Source organism: Nitratireductor aquibiodomus NL21 = JCM 21793 (genome assembly GCF_000615975.1).
Lineage (GTDB): Bacteria > Pseudomonadota > Alphaproteobacteria > Rhizobiales > Rhizobiaceae > Nitratireductor > Nitratireductor aquibiodomus.
Genome location: NZ_BAMP01000003.1, coordinates 1 through 16,070, shown reverse-complemented (window position 1 = coordinate 16,070; position 16,070 = coordinate 1). Strand labels below are relative to the sequence as shown.

General features: G+C 61.7%; 14 protein-coding genes. 9 read left to right on the top strand and 5 right to left on the bottom strand.

Annotated elements, in window-relative coordinates; all coding sequences use genetic code 11:
* Positions 1-75 precede the first annotated feature (75 nt).
* The 3 genes from JCM21793_RS01380 to JCM21793_RS23465 form a co-directional block, all read right to left on the bottom strand.
* Positions 76-1,065, bottom strand: a complete 990-nt coding sequence (locus JCM21793_RS01380) for a hypothetical protein (RefSeq protein ID WP_025029228.1) — start codon at positions 1,063-1,065, stop codon at positions 76-78.
* 469 nt (positions 1,066-1,534) lie between these two features.
* Positions 1,535-1,912, bottom strand: a complete 378-nt coding sequence (locus JCM21793_RS01375; RefSeq protein ID WP_025029227.1) for a hypothetical protein — start codon at positions 1,910-1,912, stop codon at positions 1,535-1,537.
* Positions 1,913-1,919: 7 nt separating this feature from the next.
* A complete protein-coding gene (locus JCM21793_RS23465; RefSeq protein ID WP_306306718.1) occupies positions 1,920-3,080 on the bottom strand; it encodes a glycosyltransferase in 1,161 nt (386 codons plus the stop codon).
* Between the two features lie 359 nt (positions 3,081-3,439).
* On the opposite strand from JCM21793_RS23465, the gene JCM21793_RS23460 reads away from it, so the two are divergent.
* The 6 genes from JCM21793_RS23460 (at position 3,440) to JCM21793_RS01340 (ending at position 10,363) form a co-directional block, all read left to right on the top strand.
* Positions 3,440-4,783 carry a polysaccharide biosynthesis/export family protein gene (locus JCM21793_RS23460; protein ID WP_081784617.1) on the top strand — a complete coding sequence of 448 codons (1,344 nt, stop codon included), beginning with the start codon at positions 3,440-3,442 and terminating at the stop codon, positions 4,781-4,783.
* A 215-nt stretch (positions 4,784-4,998) separates the two neighbouring features.
* Positions 4,999-7,266 carry a GumC family protein gene (locus JCM21793_RS01355; protein WP_025029224.1) on the top strand — a complete coding sequence of 756 codons (2,268 nt, stop codon included), beginning with the start codon at positions 4,999-5,001 and terminating at the stop codon, positions 7,264-7,266.
* On the top strand, positions 7,256-8,311 hold the full coding sequence (locus tag JCM21793_RS23455) for a glycosyltransferase family 2 protein (RefSeq protein WP_244439609.1): 1,056 nt from the start codon (positions 7,256-7,258) through the stop codon (positions 8,309-8,311). The genes JCM21793_RS01355 and JCM21793_RS23455 overlap by 11 nt, the downstream gene beginning before the upstream one ends.
* Before the next feature lie 228 nt (positions 8,312-8,539).
* Entirely contained in the window at positions 8,540-9,061 is a 522-nt protein-coding gene (locus JCM21793_RS29920) for a glycosyltransferase family protein (protein WP_244439608.1), read from the top strand.
* On the top strand, positions 9,049-9,531 hold the full coding sequence (locus tag JCM21793_RS29915) for a glycosyltransferase (RefSeq protein WP_306306722.1): 483 nt from the start codon (positions 9,049-9,051) through the stop codon (positions 9,529-9,531). Before JCM21793_RS29920 ends, JCM21793_RS29915 begins: the two co-directional genes overlap by 13 nt.
* A gap of 154 nt (positions 9,532-9,685) precedes the next feature.
* The gene (locus tag JCM21793_RS01340; protein WP_025029223.1) at positions 9,686-10,363 is read left to right on the top strand and encodes a sugar transferase; all 678 of its coding nucleotides are present in this window, start codon (positions 9,686-9,688) and stop codon (positions 10,361-10,363) included.
* A 48-nt stretch (positions 10,364-10,411) separates the two neighbouring features.
* Here the strand turns inward: JCM21793_RS01340 and JCM21793_RS29075 are convergent, their stop codons facing one another.
* Positions 10,412-10,561, bottom strand: a complete 150-nt coding sequence (locus JCM21793_RS29075; protein ID WP_155983355.1) for a hypothetical protein — start codon at positions 10,559-10,561, stop codon at positions 10,412-10,414.
* A gap of 262 nt (positions 10,562-10,823) precedes the next feature.
* On the opposite strand from JCM21793_RS29075, the gene JCM21793_RS01330 reads away from it, so the two are divergent.
* Positions 10,824-12,281, top strand: coding sequence for an oligosaccharide flippase family protein (locus tag JCM21793_RS01330; protein ID WP_244423403.1), 1,458 nt, complete (start codon positions 10,824-10,826; stop codon positions 12,279-12,281).
* An 18-nt stretch (positions 12,282-12,299) separates the two neighbouring features.
* Here JCM21793_RS01330 and JCM21793_RS01325 read toward each other — a convergent pair whose 3' ends face one another.
* Complete coding sequence (locus JCM21793_RS01325; RefSeq protein WP_025029221.1) at positions 12,300-13,955, bottom strand: GMC oxidoreductase; 1,656 nt, start codon at positions 13,953-13,955, stop codon at positions 12,300-12,302.
* 291 nt (positions 13,956-14,246) lie between these two features.
* On the opposite strand from JCM21793_RS01325, the gene JCM21793_RS01320 reads away from it, so the two are divergent.
* Positions 14,247-15,425 carry a DegT/DnrJ/EryC1/StrS family aminotransferase gene (locus JCM21793_RS01320; protein ID WP_025029220.1) on the top strand — a complete coding sequence of 393 codons (1,179 nt, stop codon included), beginning with the start codon at positions 14,247-14,249 and terminating at the stop codon, positions 15,423-15,425.
* A partial coding sequence (locus tag JCM21793_RS01315; RefSeq protein ID WP_025029219.1) for a 4'-phosphopantetheinyl transferase family protein occupies positions 15,415-16,070 on the top strand: 656 nt, incomplete at its 3' end. The genes JCM21793_RS01320 and JCM21793_RS01315, both read left to right, overlap by 11 nt.

Genomic DNA, 16,070 nt, shown 5'->3' with positions numbered 1-16,070 from the left:
CGCCGGAACGATTGCGACAGGGATATGACACAGTTTTTTGCAGATGCGAAGACTCACGGCGCAGATTGCCGAATGTCAATCGCCGTTGAAAATGTCAGTGGATGTAAGGGTTTGCGCCAGGCTGTCGGGTGCGGTCGGCGTTCCGGCAAGCACGGACTGCGCGGCCTTGAGGCCGCCCGTGATGCGCTGCAATATCGGGCCGGGCCCCAGCGTATCCAGCGGTATTCCCCACTGGCCCTTGCCGGGTGTGCGCTGCGGCCACACCTTCAGTTCGAAATACCGTGCCGCCTTCCGGTCCACATCTCCCCAGTACTGAACCACCGTCGCGTCAGGCGCGCTCTTGGCGATCCAGCCGAGATCCTGAATCCCGAGGCGTGGCTCCTCGCGGGGACGCTTGGCGAGAAGGATGGCGCGCCAGTCGTGCTCGAAAATCTGATTGGCGTGCGCGACGACGGCCACCTGCGCACCGGCTCGTCTCAGGCCCCTTTCCAGTGTGTCAGAGAGGGGATTGTCGCAGATCAGCGCGATATCTGCCCCATCCACCGGGATTTCTGCATCCTTGAGCAACTCGAGGCAGAGAGCCGGGTGATAGTCTCTCGCACCCACCAGCGGATGGGATTCGTTGACGGCGGAGATCGGGATGTCGTGCTCAAGGCAGGCCTCAATGTCCACCTCTCCCGTCAGTGTCATCCAGGCTTCGTGCATCAGTGCCACGACCGAATGGTCGGGCAGGCGCTCGATCAGCGAGCGCGTGATCGGACGGATGGAAGGACCGTTGAGAAGAACATTGGTCGCCCGGCAGGTTTCGTGGTCGATTCGTTCGTCGATCGACAGATTTTCCAGGAGCCCGGCGGCCCCGACCAGTTTACGCGTCGCCTCTGCTGCTTCTTCGGCTGACTGGAACCGGGTGGCCGTCGGTGTGACGGCCGTCACGGCAGCGGCACCCGCCATGAGGGCGGTCGCTGCGGTCGCGGCCAGAAATCGGCTGTCGACGGGGACCACGACGCGCAAACCCGAAAGGCTCAGGTCGAAGGCTCGAATGTTCTCTTCGATGAGCGCGAGCATCCCGGTTGTGTCTGTGTGTTGAAGTGCTCGTTCTGAACTGCCACTGCTTGCCATCAGAGTTCTGCCCGGTTCGCCGACCTTTCCTGGTCTACCGCCCGGTGCGAAGCCTCTCCGCACAAGACGTGTCCATCGTTCGCGTGTCCTCCCCCGCTCCCGGTTCGCTCCTCTCCGTTTGAACCGGGAGACATCCCTCGCCATGGCTTTAGCGCTGGCGATCCGGAGCCTCGTTTCTGCGCTGCGCCAAGTTCCGAAACCTCAATAAAGGCGGTAACTTAGCGTTTCATATTCGACGATTCTCAATCTTCTCAACTGCCGGAAATCATAAAAGCCCAGGCGCGTCGTGCAGATAGAACGTTGGTGCAAATCCCCTGCGCTTAGGTGTTACGGCGTTCATCTTGTCAGCGTATCGGCGGGTCTCCTCTAATCATTTTGAAAGTCATCGATCCCACGCTTCCCGTTCCGATGCGGGTTAGTGCCGCAAGCTGGCAGCCTCCCGTGGCTCCGGGGGCGGACGGTGGTCCGCCGTGAAGGTTGAAGCGGTTGCACGCAGCTGACCAACAAGGTCGATCTGGCGCTGAAGTGCATTCATCCGTCGCGTGTAGTTCTTCATCGAGCGGGTCATCTCGTCGATCCGCGTCGAGAGCGCGTTCTCATGGTCGTTGCTTTCAAAGCGCTCCTGCGCGAAGGCGGCGGTTGCCGCGATCCGCTCGCAGCGCTCCTTCAGGCCCCGTCGTTCAGCCCGCAACTCCCTGTCGAGAAGGTCGAGCGTGTGCAGAAGCGTGTTGAAACGCAGTGTATCGGTTTCCTGGTCACGTGCCGTGCTCCTTATACGCAGGACTGAAAACATGGCTCTGTCACGCTCCGTTTCTCAAATGTGTGTCGGGGAGCTTTACCCTGGCGACCCGGGCGCGCAGGGATGGTTGCTTGCGCACCGTCTGCGAGAGCGAAACCGGCATCGGCTTTCGCCTGGCAATCTCGTCATCGATGATCTGCTGCATGCGCTGCCTGAAGTGAACATCGCTGAACTGCTGCGCATGCTGGCGGATAATCTCGGGATGGAAGGTTCCTTCCATGGTCTCGAAGCGGCGCACGGCATCAATCAGGCCTGCTTCCGACTGCTCGTCGAAGAGGAGCCCCGTCTGGTCGGGAACGACCGAATCGAGCACGCCACCGCTCGCATGGGCGATGACCGGCCGCCCGCTCGCCATCGCCTCCACCGGCACGATTCCGAAGTCCTCGGTGCCGGGAAAAATGAGTGCCCGGCAGCGGGCAAGCATGTCTTTGAGCTGCGGGAAGGGGGTTCGGCCCAGAAACGTCACGCTGGGCCCGGCGAGCCGCTTCAGCGTCGCCATCTCCGGTCCTTCGCCGATTACGACGAGCTTGCGGTCCATACGTGTGAACGCGCGCACGGCCAGGTCGACCCGCTTGTAGCCGACCAGTTGACCGGCCACGAGATAATGGTCGCCCAGATCGGTGACGGGCGCGAAATCATCGACGCTCACCGGAGGATTGAGCACGGTCGCACGGCGGCGGTAATACTTGCCAATGCGGTCCGCCACATGGCGCGAATTGGCGACAAACGCGTCGACACGCGCAGCGGTGGTCACGTCCCATGTGCGCAGCGCCGGCGCGATCCACGGCATGAGCAGCCGCGCCGGCAGGCCGGCATTGGCCCGGTAGAAGTGATAGTGGTCCCACACATAGCGCATGGGTGAGTGACAATAACAGACATGGGTGGCCTGCGGACCGGGCGTAATGCCCTTGGCAGGCCCGGATTCACTGGAAATGATCAGGTCGTAGCCCGAAACATCCAGGCTCTCCAGCGCGAAGGGCATCAGCGGCAGGAGCGACTGATAGTGCCGTTTCGCACCTGGTATCTTCTGTAGAAAAGAGGGGGTGACACGGTGCCGGCGGATTTTCTCCGAAACCCGTTTTTCATCATAAACCAGCGTGAAGATATCGGCGTCCGGATACATGTCGCACAGGGCTTCGACGACCTTTTCGCCCCCACGCATGGAGACCAGCAGTAGTGAACGATGGCGACACGCAAGATGGTTCTCCCGGATTTGCCCTCCGGGATATTGCTTTGAAACGGCACGTGGGGGCACGCCGACAATACGGTTGAACGCGTGTCTGAACGATGGAGCGGCGCGCTCAAACGGGCTAGGTCATCATCCGATCGGACGTTGAGGCTCCGCGTGGGGTGTCTGTTCTGCGTCAAAAGCCCAATGGGCTTAGGCGCCCTAGCCGAAAGGAACTAGCCGCACACCATTTCAACCGAATTTACCTCGCGCCGTTTCGCCCGATGATCGACGGTGGGGGAGGCGGTTCTGCGTCCTTCCCGAACGCCATGGATATCTCCGGAACGGGCAGGATGAAGCAGGGTACAACTGATCCCACCATTTCTTTACGCAGCGCAGGATCGTTCGTCCTCACGGCGGCCTTTACGGCGCTTGTGTTCATCCTGAGCATCCTCGCCGGCAATGATGCCGCGCGCGCCCAGGGCGATTTTCAGCTCCTGCCGCAGACGCGGGTGAAGATCGCCGTGGTCGAATGGGTGGAGGCCCAGGGCGAATACCGGGAATGGACGGCCTTGAACGGCGAATATACCGTTTCTCCCGCAGGTATGATCGCCCTCCCGCTGGTGGGGCAAATCGCGGCTGATGGCAGGACCAGCCAGGCGCTGGCCGGCGAAATAGCCGCGGCACTTCAAAAGAAGACAGGCCTCATCTCGCCGCCCGCTACCACGGTGGAGGTGGTGCGTTACCCGTCCGTATTTGTCACCGGCAGCGTGGAGCGTCCGGGTGAGTTCGAGTTCAAACCAGGGCTCAGCGTCCTGCAGGCGCTCGCCATGGCCGGCGGGCGTGTGCGCCGGTCCGATCAGGCGGGCGGTTATTCCGAGCTCGAACAGATCCGCTATGCGGGCGAGATCGGCCGTATTGATCTCCAGCTTCTGCAGCTTGCGACCCGGCGGGCGCGGCTCGAAGCGGAGCTTGTCGAGGGCGAGAGTGTTGATTTCGATGCCGCTCTTCAGGGACGACCTCTGGCCGGGCACGCAGCCCAGTTCGTGCGGGACGAGAAGGCCATATTCGAAGCTCGCCGCAACGCCTATCAGCGCCAGCGCAGTGCGCTCGATGAACTCGGCACACTGTTCCGCGAGGAAATCAGGATTCTCGGCGAAAAGATGGTGGCACAGGACCGTCAGATCAAAATCGCCGAGGAAGAGCTCGGCAATGTCGCGCAGCTGGTCAAAAAGGGCACGGTCACAAAATCGCGCGAGACAGGGCTCGAGCGCATTGTTGCCGACCTCCAGTCGAGTCGTCTCGATCTTGCGGTTGCCTCCATGCGCGCCCGGCAGCGGCTGAGTGAGACCGAGCGCGATGCGCTCAGCCTCGAGGGCACAAGGCGCACGGAAATCGGCGCCGAACTGCAAAGGGTCAATCTGGAAATCGACGACCTGGAACTGCGCCGTGGAATGACGGAGCAGCTTCTTCAGGCGACCGGGGCGTCGATCCTGCGTCGTGAGGACAGGGCGTTCGAGCAGCAGCCGCTGCGGTTCAGCATCCTGCGCGGCGGTGATGAGAAACAGCGTGTGGACGCCGTTGAAACGACCGGGCTGGAACCGGGCGACGTTCTGGACGTGCAGCTCGATCTGCTGCGCGCCTCAATGCCCCGCGCTTCCCTCGAGAACGGGGTCATGCAGGCGCAGTCGCGCTAGATCGCCGTGCGTCCATCCGGACGCACAAAGGACGATCTAGACTGATGATGGAGCATCGGAATGACCCGAAAACCGGATTCTATTTTTCGGTCCGATGCTTAGAAAATTCTGCAGCCAGGTGGGCTCACCTGGCGTCCGCGTCAATGCGGAAAACAATGAGATGGAGCGCTTGCGTTCGGAAGGACGCGTAGCCTGCAAGACGGGTGGGGCCGAACATGGTGGTGCAGGAAATCAGGAAGCTGACCGGAACGGAGATGGCGTCGAAGGAAAGCGGGCGGCAGCAGGACTACATCTCCTTCCGCGACATATGGGCCTTCCTGCAAAGGCATTTTCTGATTCTTGCCCTGGCTTCCGCTGCGGGCGTGGCGCTCGGCGCGCTCTATATCGCCAATACGGAACCCACCTACACCTCCATCGCACGCATCGTCATCGACCGTGAACAGGCGCGCATCGCCTCGCAGGACGCTTCCACCGGCACCATCATCATCGAGACCGCGGAAATTGCGAGCGAGGTGGAGATCGTCAAATCCGAGGCGATTGCCCGTTCCGTCATCAAGCAGCTCAATCTGACTGAAGACCCGGAAATCCAGACGAGCAGTTCATGGAGATCGGCCGTGCGTGGTGCGGTCGTTACGATGCTCTCCGTGTTCGACCCAGCGACCGGGGAGAATGCCGAAGCAGCCGGCAAGCCGAATGAAGAAGAGATCATGCGCCGCACCATGGCGGGCTTTCTCGGCCGTGTGTCGGTTCGCCGCGTGGGCCAGTCCTATGTTCTGGAGATCGGCTACACGTCCACGGACCCCGTCAAGGCGGCGCGGGCCGCCAATGCCATCGCCAACACCTACATGCAGTCGAGCCTCGATGCGAAATCGCAGATCATCGCGCGTGGCGCGCAGTGGATCGAAGACCGGCTGGTGGAGATTGGCCGGCAGGCGCAGGAAGCCGCTTTGAGTGCGGAGGAATACCGGAACAGCAATGATATCGCGCAGGTTGGCCCCTCCGGACTGGACCAGCAGCAGCTTGCCGAGATCAGCAGCCAGTTGCTGTCAGCGCAGGCGGCGACCGCAGGCGAGGCAGCGCGGCTGGCGACCATCAACCGCATGCTGGCTGGGGAACTGCCCGACAGCTATGTCGGCGAGGCGCTGAGCAACACCGAGATCAACCGTCTGAGAGCGGATCTTGGAGCGGCCCGCACACGGCTCGAGGCGTTGCAGACCCGCTATGGAGCCGACAGCGAGCCGACTTTGGCTGCAAAGTCCGAGATTGCGCGGCTTGAAACGCAGATCAACACCGAGCTCGTGCGCATTCAGGGTGTCTACAGATCAAATCTCGACACTGCGCAGGCCCGCGAAGAATTGCTCAAGGAGCAGCTCGACGCGATCAAGGGCAGTGTTACGGAGAAAAATCTGGCGCGTGTCCAGCTGACCGAGCTTGAAAGCCGGGCGACCACCTATCGGCGCATGTATGAAAGCGTCTTGCAGCAATTGATCACGACGCTGCAGAAGCAGTCCTTCCCCATCGGCGATGCGCGTATGGTGACGGCGGCAACCCCGCCGCTTGCAAAGAACTGGCCGAAAACGACACTCATCATTCCCATGGCCCTGATGCTCGGCTTTGCCGGCGGTCTGGGGCTTGCAGGCCTGCGCGATGTGCTCGACCGCCGCATCAGCTCCGGCGAGCGCCTCAGCCGTGAGCTCGGCCTGCCCACACTCGGCCACGTTCCCTTTACGCGTTTTCAGGCACCGGGTGCCAAGGGTGCACTCCGTTTCGTTCTGGATGCGCCTTACTCCGGCTTCTCCGAAGCGCTCCGTGGCGTGAAAAGTTCCATTGACGCCGCGTTCCCTTCGGGCGGGCCGATTGTTGTGGGATTGACCTCGGTCGGCGGAGGCGAAGGAAAAAGCACCATCGCAGCCAATCTGGGACAGCTCTACGCCAATGAAGGCCTGCGGGTGGTGCTGGTCGATGCCAACTTCAAGAACCCGTTTCTCAGCATTCAGGCGGTCAACACAGGACCGAAAGCGGGCCTTTCCGTCTATCGTGGCACTGTGGGCGCCGATGATGCGACTGAGGAAAAGCATAAGGGCGAAAAGCGCGCCCAACTGGAGGAAGTGCCGATCCTCCCCGTGCTCACCGTCGAGCAGATTCGAAAGGCGGCGCATCCGGGTCACCGCTTCGGGCACCTGCCCGCACTCAAGAAGAAGCTCGAAGAGCTCCGTCAGGACTACGATGTGATCATCGTGGACCTCTCCACCTTTGCGTCCTCGGCGGACACGCGTGCGGCCAGCGCCTATCTCGACGGCATCCTCCTCATGCTCGGGAACCGACGCAAGATGACCGTCGAATGGCTGGCCAGCGCACTGGCCACATTCGGCAAGTCCCGCGTCGGCATTCTGGGTGTCGTCTTCAACAAGCGCAAAACCCGGCAATGGTGGCGCCCGATCGCCAGAAACACACTCGATACGGGAGGCCGCCATGCAGTTTGAACGCTACCCCGGACGGATGGGGCTTCGGATCGCTGTCGGCATCGCCACCACCGGACGCAGGAAAATTCTCCACGCCGTCGTGCCGCATCTGCTGGAGCAGTCGCGGTCGGTGGACCGGATCGTCATATGTGCGGCAGAGAAGGATGATGTGGATGCCGATGCCATGGCCGCACTCTTTCAACGGACCAGTGTCGTGTTTGCCGAACGGGGGCTCTGCCGGCAGCGAAACCGCATTCTGGAGAGTGTGGAAGATGCCGACATCCTCCTGTTCCTTGACGACGATTTCCTTGTCACGCCGTCCTATTTGGAAGAGACGGTGCGAATCTTCCAGCGCTACCCCGACGTGGTCATGAGCACGGGAACGGTGGACGCGGACGGCATTCTCGGGCCGGGAATTCCACTTGAAGATGGTTTGCGCATCATCCGCTCGCAGTCGGATGCGGAGCCGGCCGGTGGCGAACACCCCGTCTACAGCGGCTATGGGTGCAACATGGCGGTCCGCATGTCGACCGTCCGCGGGTATGGCCTCCGCTTTGACGAAAATCTCCCGCTTTATGGCTGGCTCGAGGATGTGGATTTCAGCCGGCAGCTGGCACGGCACGGGCGCATAGTGAGTTCAACGCGTCTCCATGGCGTGCATCTCGGCACCAAGACAGGACGCACTTCGGGCCTCCGGCTGGGATATTCGCAGATTGCCAATCCGGTCTATCTCATGGGCAAAAAGACCATGAGCCCCGCGTCATGCGGCGCCGCAGATCATGCGCAACCTTGCCGCCAATGCGGTGAAGGTTTTCCGGCCCGAGCCATGGGTGGACCGGCGCGGCCGGCTGCTGGGCAATATGCGCGCCATGGCGGATCTGGTGCGCGGCCGGCTCTCCCCCCGGAACGTGACAGTTCTGGAATAGGGGGCGATCATGCGTCCGGGGCGGGTTGTCATCATCAACGATCGGTCGGCGGAGATCGGCGGCGCCTCGAACCTGTCCTGCCTGGCTGCCCGGCTCCTGCGAGAGGCAGGCGTGCCCGTGACCTTTTTTGCCGGCGATGAACCCGCCCGGACGGCGCAGCCTGAGACCGTTCACGTCAACGGAAAGCCGCTTGTCGAGCGCGGGCGTCTTTCTGCCTTGGCCGGCGGCTCTACAATCGGAACGCCTACAGCGCCCTGAGTGGCTGGATTGCCAGGCACGACAGGCCCTCGACAATCTATCATGTCCATGGATGGTCAAAGATTCTGTCCCCGTCCATCTTCCGGGCACTCGCACCGGTACGCGAGCGGGTGGTCCTGCATGCACACGACTATTTTCTCGCCTGCCCCAATGGCGGCTTTATCAACTACCCGACAGCATCCATATGCGGCCTCGATCCCATGTCGCTGCGCTGCCTCGCAACGCAGTGCGACAAGCGGGGCTTTCACCAGAAGGCCTGGCGTTCCACGCGACACCTTCTGATGCAGCGTTTCTCTGCCTTGCAAAGACAGCCTGCCAACATCGTGCTCGTGCACGAGGGGATGCGGCGCTTTTTCAACCGTGCCGGCATCGATGACAGCCGGATGGTGACCATTCGCAACCCCGTTGCGCCATTTCTGCCTTCCGGGGCCCGTCCGCAGGAGAAGTGCGATTTCTTTTTCATAGGACGTCTGGAGCCTGAAAAGGGGTTTGAAGACGCAGCACGGGCAGCACATCTTGCCGGTGTTCCCCTGCATGTCATTGGCGAGGGTGCCGGGCGCGCGCTCCTTGAGGCTCGCTACCCGCAGGTGACCCTTCATGCTGGTGCGATCGCGCGCAGATTGCCGGCCTGATCGGCAATGCACGCTGTGTCGTCATCTCCTCGAGGGTTCCTGAACCGTTCGGCCTCGCCGCCCTTGAGGCCGTGGGAAGCGGCATCCCCGTCGTGCTTCCATCACATGCATTGCTGGGCGGCGAGCTGACGGAGGCCGGCGCGGCTTTCACCTTCCCCACCGGCGGCATTGAGGCGCTTGCCGCTACTCTGCGCCGGCTGGCCGATGACGATGACCTGATTTCGGCGATGAGCGAAAACGCCCTTCAATGCGCGCCGCAGTTCTCCAACACGACGGAAAGCTGGCTGGCGGCGCTCCTTGCTCTCTATGCAGGCATCCTGGACCGCGTGATCAGGGGGCGGGCACCAGGGAGAGGGCGGGCGAACCAGCGAACGGGAATCACGGCGGGGCAAGCTGTCGGCACCCGCGGAAATGCACCGGGAGCTAATGCTTTTGGCCACGCAGCCAGCCAGTCAAATGAAGCCGATTAGTCCGGTGGTGCTGCAGGGGTAGGGATGGTTCGATTGTGCGGTGGATTGCACCTAAATTGCCCCGCCCAATACCCCGATGGAGTTATATCACGGGGTCTGCAGGGCCTTATAATGATCGACGGCGAGGCAAACAAAAACACCCAGGGGCGGGTTCATGCTGTACGCATATGATGATTCCGTAAAGCAGGGATTGGAGCTGCGGAAAGTCAGGCATCTCCGCTCGTATTTCGTTGTGAAGAGACTGTTCGATGTCACTTTCAGCGTTCTCGTCATTGTTTTTCTTCTCCCTGCCATCACATTGATTTCTCTTTGTATTCTGATCAGCGACGGGCGGCCTGTCTTTTACAGACAGAAGCGGATCGGTCGGGATGGCCGAGTGTTCGACTGCCTGAAATTCCGCACGATGCGCCGCGACGCCGACCGTCTGCTCAAGGAGCTTCTGGACCAGAATCCCGTCCTCCTGCAGGAGTGGCGCGCCTGCCAGAAGCTGCGCAACGATCCACGCATTCATTCCATCGGACATTTTCTTCGCGTGTCGAGCCTGGATGAGTTGCCGCAGTTCCTGAATGTGCTGCGCGGTGAGATGAGTGTTGTCGGTCCCCGCCCGATCGTTGAGGACGAGATGGCGCGCTATGGCGAGCGCATAAACGACTATCTCATGATGAAGCCGGGCATTACCGGTCTGTGGCAGGTGTCAGGCCGCAGCGATACGTCCTATGCCGAGCGGGTCGATCTTGACGTTCAATATTTCCAGAACCGTACGATCAGGCTCGATCTGAAGATCGTCTGGCGCACGGTCGGCGTCTTCCTGTTCGATCACAATGGCTGCTAGCGGCAGAGAAGTTACCTCTCCGGAGAAACTCCAGGAAAGGGAAGCGCTCTAGAGGAGGAAGAGAAACAGAACGGCCAGCCAGACGATGAGGCATAAACCGACAACGAGCCAGCGAATGGTGACCTTGGCGCTGATGGCCTTGAACGGCCGCGCCAGGAAGCCGTGGTTCAGCTGGTCTTCTTTACTTGCATCTCGCACTGGCTGCTCATTGTCCGCCGCAAAGCATCAAAACTGGAAACCACACATGGGGAACCGCAAACGCTCCGGTTCCCATACTGAACGCCAGGCCGCATCGAACATCGAAACCCATGCGGCTGCACGTCTGAAAATTTCATCGCCAGGGACGACGAATCATCAGTGTTCCCACGGAAATCGTAGCGGAAGCGCTTGCACAGGTGAATAGCGGCAGGGGGAATGCGACGTGAAACCGGATCACAAACCACGGCAGGATGATACACAGGTGAGCGGATTCCTTGGCTTGTCCGTCTCGACTATCCTCGGTGGCGGCGTGTGGGTCATGGTCGCGCGACTGTTCTCGCAGGTCGCGCAACTGGTCGCCTTCGTCGCTGCCGCGCGGGTTCTCTCTCCCGCCGAGTTCGGCTTCTTCGCATTCGTCTCCGCCATCGCCTTCCTTTTTGTCGTGGTCAGCGAAGGAGGGTGGGCGGAGTACATCATGCGCGCCGACCACGGCGAAGAGCATTTGCCGCAGCTCGCTTCCATCGCGCTGGTGAGCGGCTGCTGTTTCACCCTGATGGGCTTCCTGGTTTCACTGTTGATCGGCGGGCTGTGGTTCTCAGCCTGGCAGACCTGGCTTTTCCTGCTGTTTTCCCTGTGGTTCATCCCGGCTGCACTCAACACGGTCTATGACGGAACGCTGGTACATCGGAACCGGCTCAACAGGCAGGCGGTCATCCGGATCGTCGCCGAGGCGGCAGGACTGGCTGTAACGCTGTTTGGTCTCTGGGCCGGATGGAATATCGTCGCGCTGGTGCTTGGACGTCTCGTCACGAACTTTCTGGCAGTGGCTGGCGGCGTTCTCGTTCTCGGCTGGATCGTGCCCGCCTGGCCCGACCGCTCGGTGCTGGGCGAGGTACTTCATTTCGCGCGCTATATCGTCAGCGTCCGCATCATCGTTTTCGGGCGCTCCTATTCGGGCACGCTGGCCGTGGGTGGCCTGCTGGGGCTGGCGGATGCCGGCTATTACCGGGCCGCCGAACGCATTGTAGCTGCTTTTTCGGAGCTGGTCGGGGAGCCCGCGCGGATGCTGGCCTGGGTGATTTTCCGTCGGGCAGGCGGCCAGTCCGCCGATGATCAGACGGCAGACCCGATCAGTCGCGCCGGAAACCTGTTTCTGCCGGCGCTGTTTGCCGTCGCCGCGCCCGTCTATGTCGGTCTCATACTCGTGGCACCCAATCTGGTGGACATCGCGCTTGGCGCCACCTGGGCTCCCGTGGCTCTGGTCGTAAAAATCCTCGCCGTGCGGCAGCTTCTGTCCTTCCAGGGATATGTGACCGAGCCGCTGCTTTCGGTTCGCGGTGAGGTGCGACGCCTATGGCCGCTCTCGCTCATGATCAGCATCGCATCCATTGGCATGATGGTGGTTCTGGCACCGTTCGGCCTCGTCTATGCAGCCATTGGACAATGCGTTGCAGCGGGCTTCGCGGGCGTTCTCGCCATCTGGTTCCAGTCCCGCTACGGAAAGCTTGACTGGCCACGCATCACCGCCAATAGCGGGCTGATAGCGCTCGCCGCTGCGGTGATGTTCGTTGGCGTGTCGTCGCTTGCCCACTGGCCCGCCGAAACCCACATGCCGCCCTATTCGCAAATGGCAATGCAGGTTCTGGTGGGGGCCACCATCTATCTGGCCGTTCTCTATGCAAGCTGGAAATGGACAGGCTGGCTGAAATCCGGGCACTGACCCTGTGTGTCCGTGTGTTCAGGAAAGAAGCCGCGTCTTGAGATGGTCGGCAAGGCGCAGGGTCATGGCGATGATCATCAGCGTCGGATTGGCATGGCCTGCCGTTGGAAACACCGAACTGCCCGCCACGTAAAGGCCCTCGACATCATGAACCCTGGCGTTCCGGTCGACAACACTTGTCGCCGGATCATCGCCCATGCGCGTGGTGCAGGCCGGGTGGGCCATGTCGCTAAAGGGTGCGTTCCTGAAATCCTCATCGAGAATCCAGGGTTCGAGTTTGGGCTGAGGCAGGCCGACCCGCCAGAATTCGGCCGAGATGAGTTCGGCAAGCCGCGCGACACTGGCGGTTTCCGCCCAGCCGATCTTCCAGTCCACACGAGCGAGCGGGATGCCAAGCTGATCGCGGAGGGAGGAGAGCGTCACGCGGCTGTCGCGGTTGGGCCTCTGTTCGGCCATGGCGTCGAAGCGCAGTTCGGTGAGCTGGCGCGGCAGGCCCCGTTTCATGATGAGCCGCCGGTGCAGGCCGGCTGCCAGCCCGCCGGGGGCCGCAAGCGCCGTCCTCAGATCGTCGAGCCGGAACCGCCGGTTGCCGGAGTAGAACCGTTTGAGCGCCAGCCACGGGTCGTTCGGCGCCAGTATCTGCACCGGATAGGTGGCGCAGTTGAGCAGCCCCTCGCGCGCCTGCAGGCGAGGGCTGAGCGCCAGCCCTCGCAGATAAAAATGCGTGCGGCGGTTGTGGCTGAGCCCGTAAAAGCCGAAATGCTCGGCAACGTCCTGCAGCGTCTCCTTCCCGAACCGTGCGATCACCGTGCGCGGATGGTCGGCCAGGTAGCGGCCGACGCAGTCATGATCGTTGCCGATGCCCTTTGCCGCTACATCGCTGGAGGCCAGAAGCATGCGTGCGTTCTCAATCCCCCCGCCGCACAGCACGATCACTGGCGCCTGGATCACCGCTTCCTTCCCCGACAGGCTTTTGACATCGAGTGCTTCGACCCTTCTTCCATTCTCGGAGAGCCCAATGCGGGTGACGGTCGCATGGGTCAGAATGTCGATGTTCCCTGCCGTCAGTCCCCTCGCAATGTCTGCAAACCTTAGCGGCTCGCTGCCTTTGATCCTGTGGCTGAACTGCCAGAAGAAGGTGCGCATCAGATCGTCATTCAGGTCGATATCGGCGGGCGGTGAGGCAAGCCGGTGATAGAGCGCCCTGTCGTAGATGTTGGGGCCGAGATTGAGCAGCGCCGCTGCGCGGTCGAGCGCATCTGTGAGATCGCGCCGCTGCAGCGGCCAGCCGGAATCAGGAACCCATTTGCGGGCGTCGAAGTCGATATCGTCGAACGCTGCACATTTGCCGACCCATGTGTGCGTGCTGCCGCCGACCATGCGGTTGCGAAGCTCGAAGGCGGGGATGTCGTTGAGCCAGGTGAGATCGCCCGTATAGCCTCGCTGGAGGGGCATGGCGTCACGCGCGTTGGGATCGCCGATATTCTCCACCCGATTGAGGGTCTGGACCTCGGGATCGAAATCCACGCCGCCGCTTTCGACCAGAAGAAGCTTGAGGCGCGCACCGGAAAACTCCCGCGCCAGCGCCAGCCCGGCGGGTCCCGCCCCGACAAGGGCGAGATCGGCGTCAAACTGTGTGCCCGAAGGCACGTTGCGCAAGTCTAGAGTGGACACGTCGCCCCCTGAGCAGGTCATCGGAGCAGCACGCCAGCCGCCCATGAAAAGCGGTTCGCCGCATCGTGATTGACCCTTAAGCAGGCTAGCAAAATCCCGGGCTCGGCCGAACTCATCCAAATTGCATAGAAGGGGCGACTTGCTAAGGGTTTTGGCCACTGTGAGGTAGTGCGCAACGCCGCGTCGCTACATTATTGGATTATTTGAAAACCCCATGGCCCGGGCATACGCTTGAAGAACAATTGGGGCGCCGCGGGCATGGTTCGCCCGTCGGCCAAGCGGGAAAACACCATGGCAAAGGTTGGTTTGCGTGAGTGGCTGGCGATCGGCGGGGTCATCGCCTCGGGGCGTCTTGCCCGATATGGCGGTCCCGGCGAGGGGCCGCTCGACCGGTTCGAAAAGGCATTTTCCGAAAAGTTCGGCGTCAAACATGTGTTGACAGTCAGCAGCGGCACAGGCGCGTTGATCAGTGCGCTGGCAGCATCGGGTGTGGGGCCCGGCGACGAGGTGCTTGTGCCTGCCTATACATGGATTGCAACGGCCGCTTCCGTGCTCGCCGTGGGGGCTGTTCCCGTCATCGTCGATATCGACGAAACGCTGACCATGGATCCCGAGGACATTGCGCGCAGGATCACGCCGCGCACTCGTGCGATCCTGCCGGTGCATATGGCCAATATGGTCTGCGACATGGAGGCGATCACGACGCTCGCCCGTCAGAACGGCCTCATGGTGATCGAGGATGCCTGCCAGGCGGTGGGCGTGCGTTATCGGGAGCAGCGTGTCGGCACCATTGGCGACATTGGCGCGTTCAGCTTCAATCAGTTCAAGAACATGAACATCGGCGAGGGTGGCGCGGTGGCCTCGCAAAGCGACCGCTTCTTCGCCCGCGCGCGCATGTATCATGATGTGGGCGAACTCTTTCGCGGGCATCTCGACAATTACAACGAGCCGAGTTTTTTCGGCGTGAACTTCAAGGCAAGCCAGATCCAGGGCGCGATGCTCAATGTGCAGCTTGGAAAGCTGGATCCAATGCTGCGCCGCATGCGCAGGCGTCATCAGGTCATGTCGCACATCCTGTCGGGCAGCGACGCCTTCCGGCTGGGGTCGCACAACGACCCGCAAAACGCCGTCGGTCTCCATGTGCTGTTCGAGACGGAAGGCGAGGCCAAGGCCTTTGCCGCCCGGAACAGGCGCGGCGTCTACCGTGTTTTCGATTCAAGCCGCCATGTGTGCACTCACTGGACTCCGATCCTTGAGAAGCGGGCATTCCATCCCGCCATGAACCCCTATGGCTGGGCTTCGGTCGATGTGGAGTATGGGCCCGACATGTGTGCCCGCTCGTTGGATATTCTCAAGCGCACCTGCCGTATCAGCCTTGGCGAAAACTATCCGACGGCACTCATGGCCTATCTTGCCCGCCGCATGGCAGGTCGCAAGACGCCGGAAAGGCGGTTTTCCTATGCAGCTTAAACCCGTAAGCATCGGTGCCGGCACGATCGATGTCTGGCAGTGGTCCCTCGATGTACCCCTGGAGGCGCTTCCGCCGCTCGTCTCGGCACTCAACGAGGCGGAGTTCGCACGTGCCTCTCGCTTCGTGCATGAGCAGCATCGGCTGCGTTTCATCGCCGGGCGGGGCCGGCTGAGGGCGATCCTCGGATCCTATCTCGACGTCGCGGCAAACCGTCTCGCTTTTTCATACAATGCCTTTGGCAAACCCCGGCTTGCCGGGCGCGGTGAACCGCCGCTTCATTTCAATCTCAGTCACAGCGGCCCGACGGCGGTTCTCGCCGTTTCCGACCGCTATCAGCTCGGCATAGATATCGAGCGCGTTCTTCCGTTCCGGGAAAATCTCGCAGAACACTTTTTCTCCGGGGCTGAGAACGAAGCGCTGAAGGTGGTGCCGGCGCAGGATTATCTTGGAGCGTTTTTCCGCTGCTGGACACGCAAGGAAGCGTTCGTGAAGGCGCATGGAGCGGGGCTTTCGCTGCCGCTTGAATCCTTTGATGTCACCATCGATCCCGTCGGTGAGCCGCGACTGCTGCGGCTCGATGGCGTGGACGATGCGCCGGCCCAGTGGCAGTTTTTGAATCTGACCCTGCCGCGCGGCTATGTCGG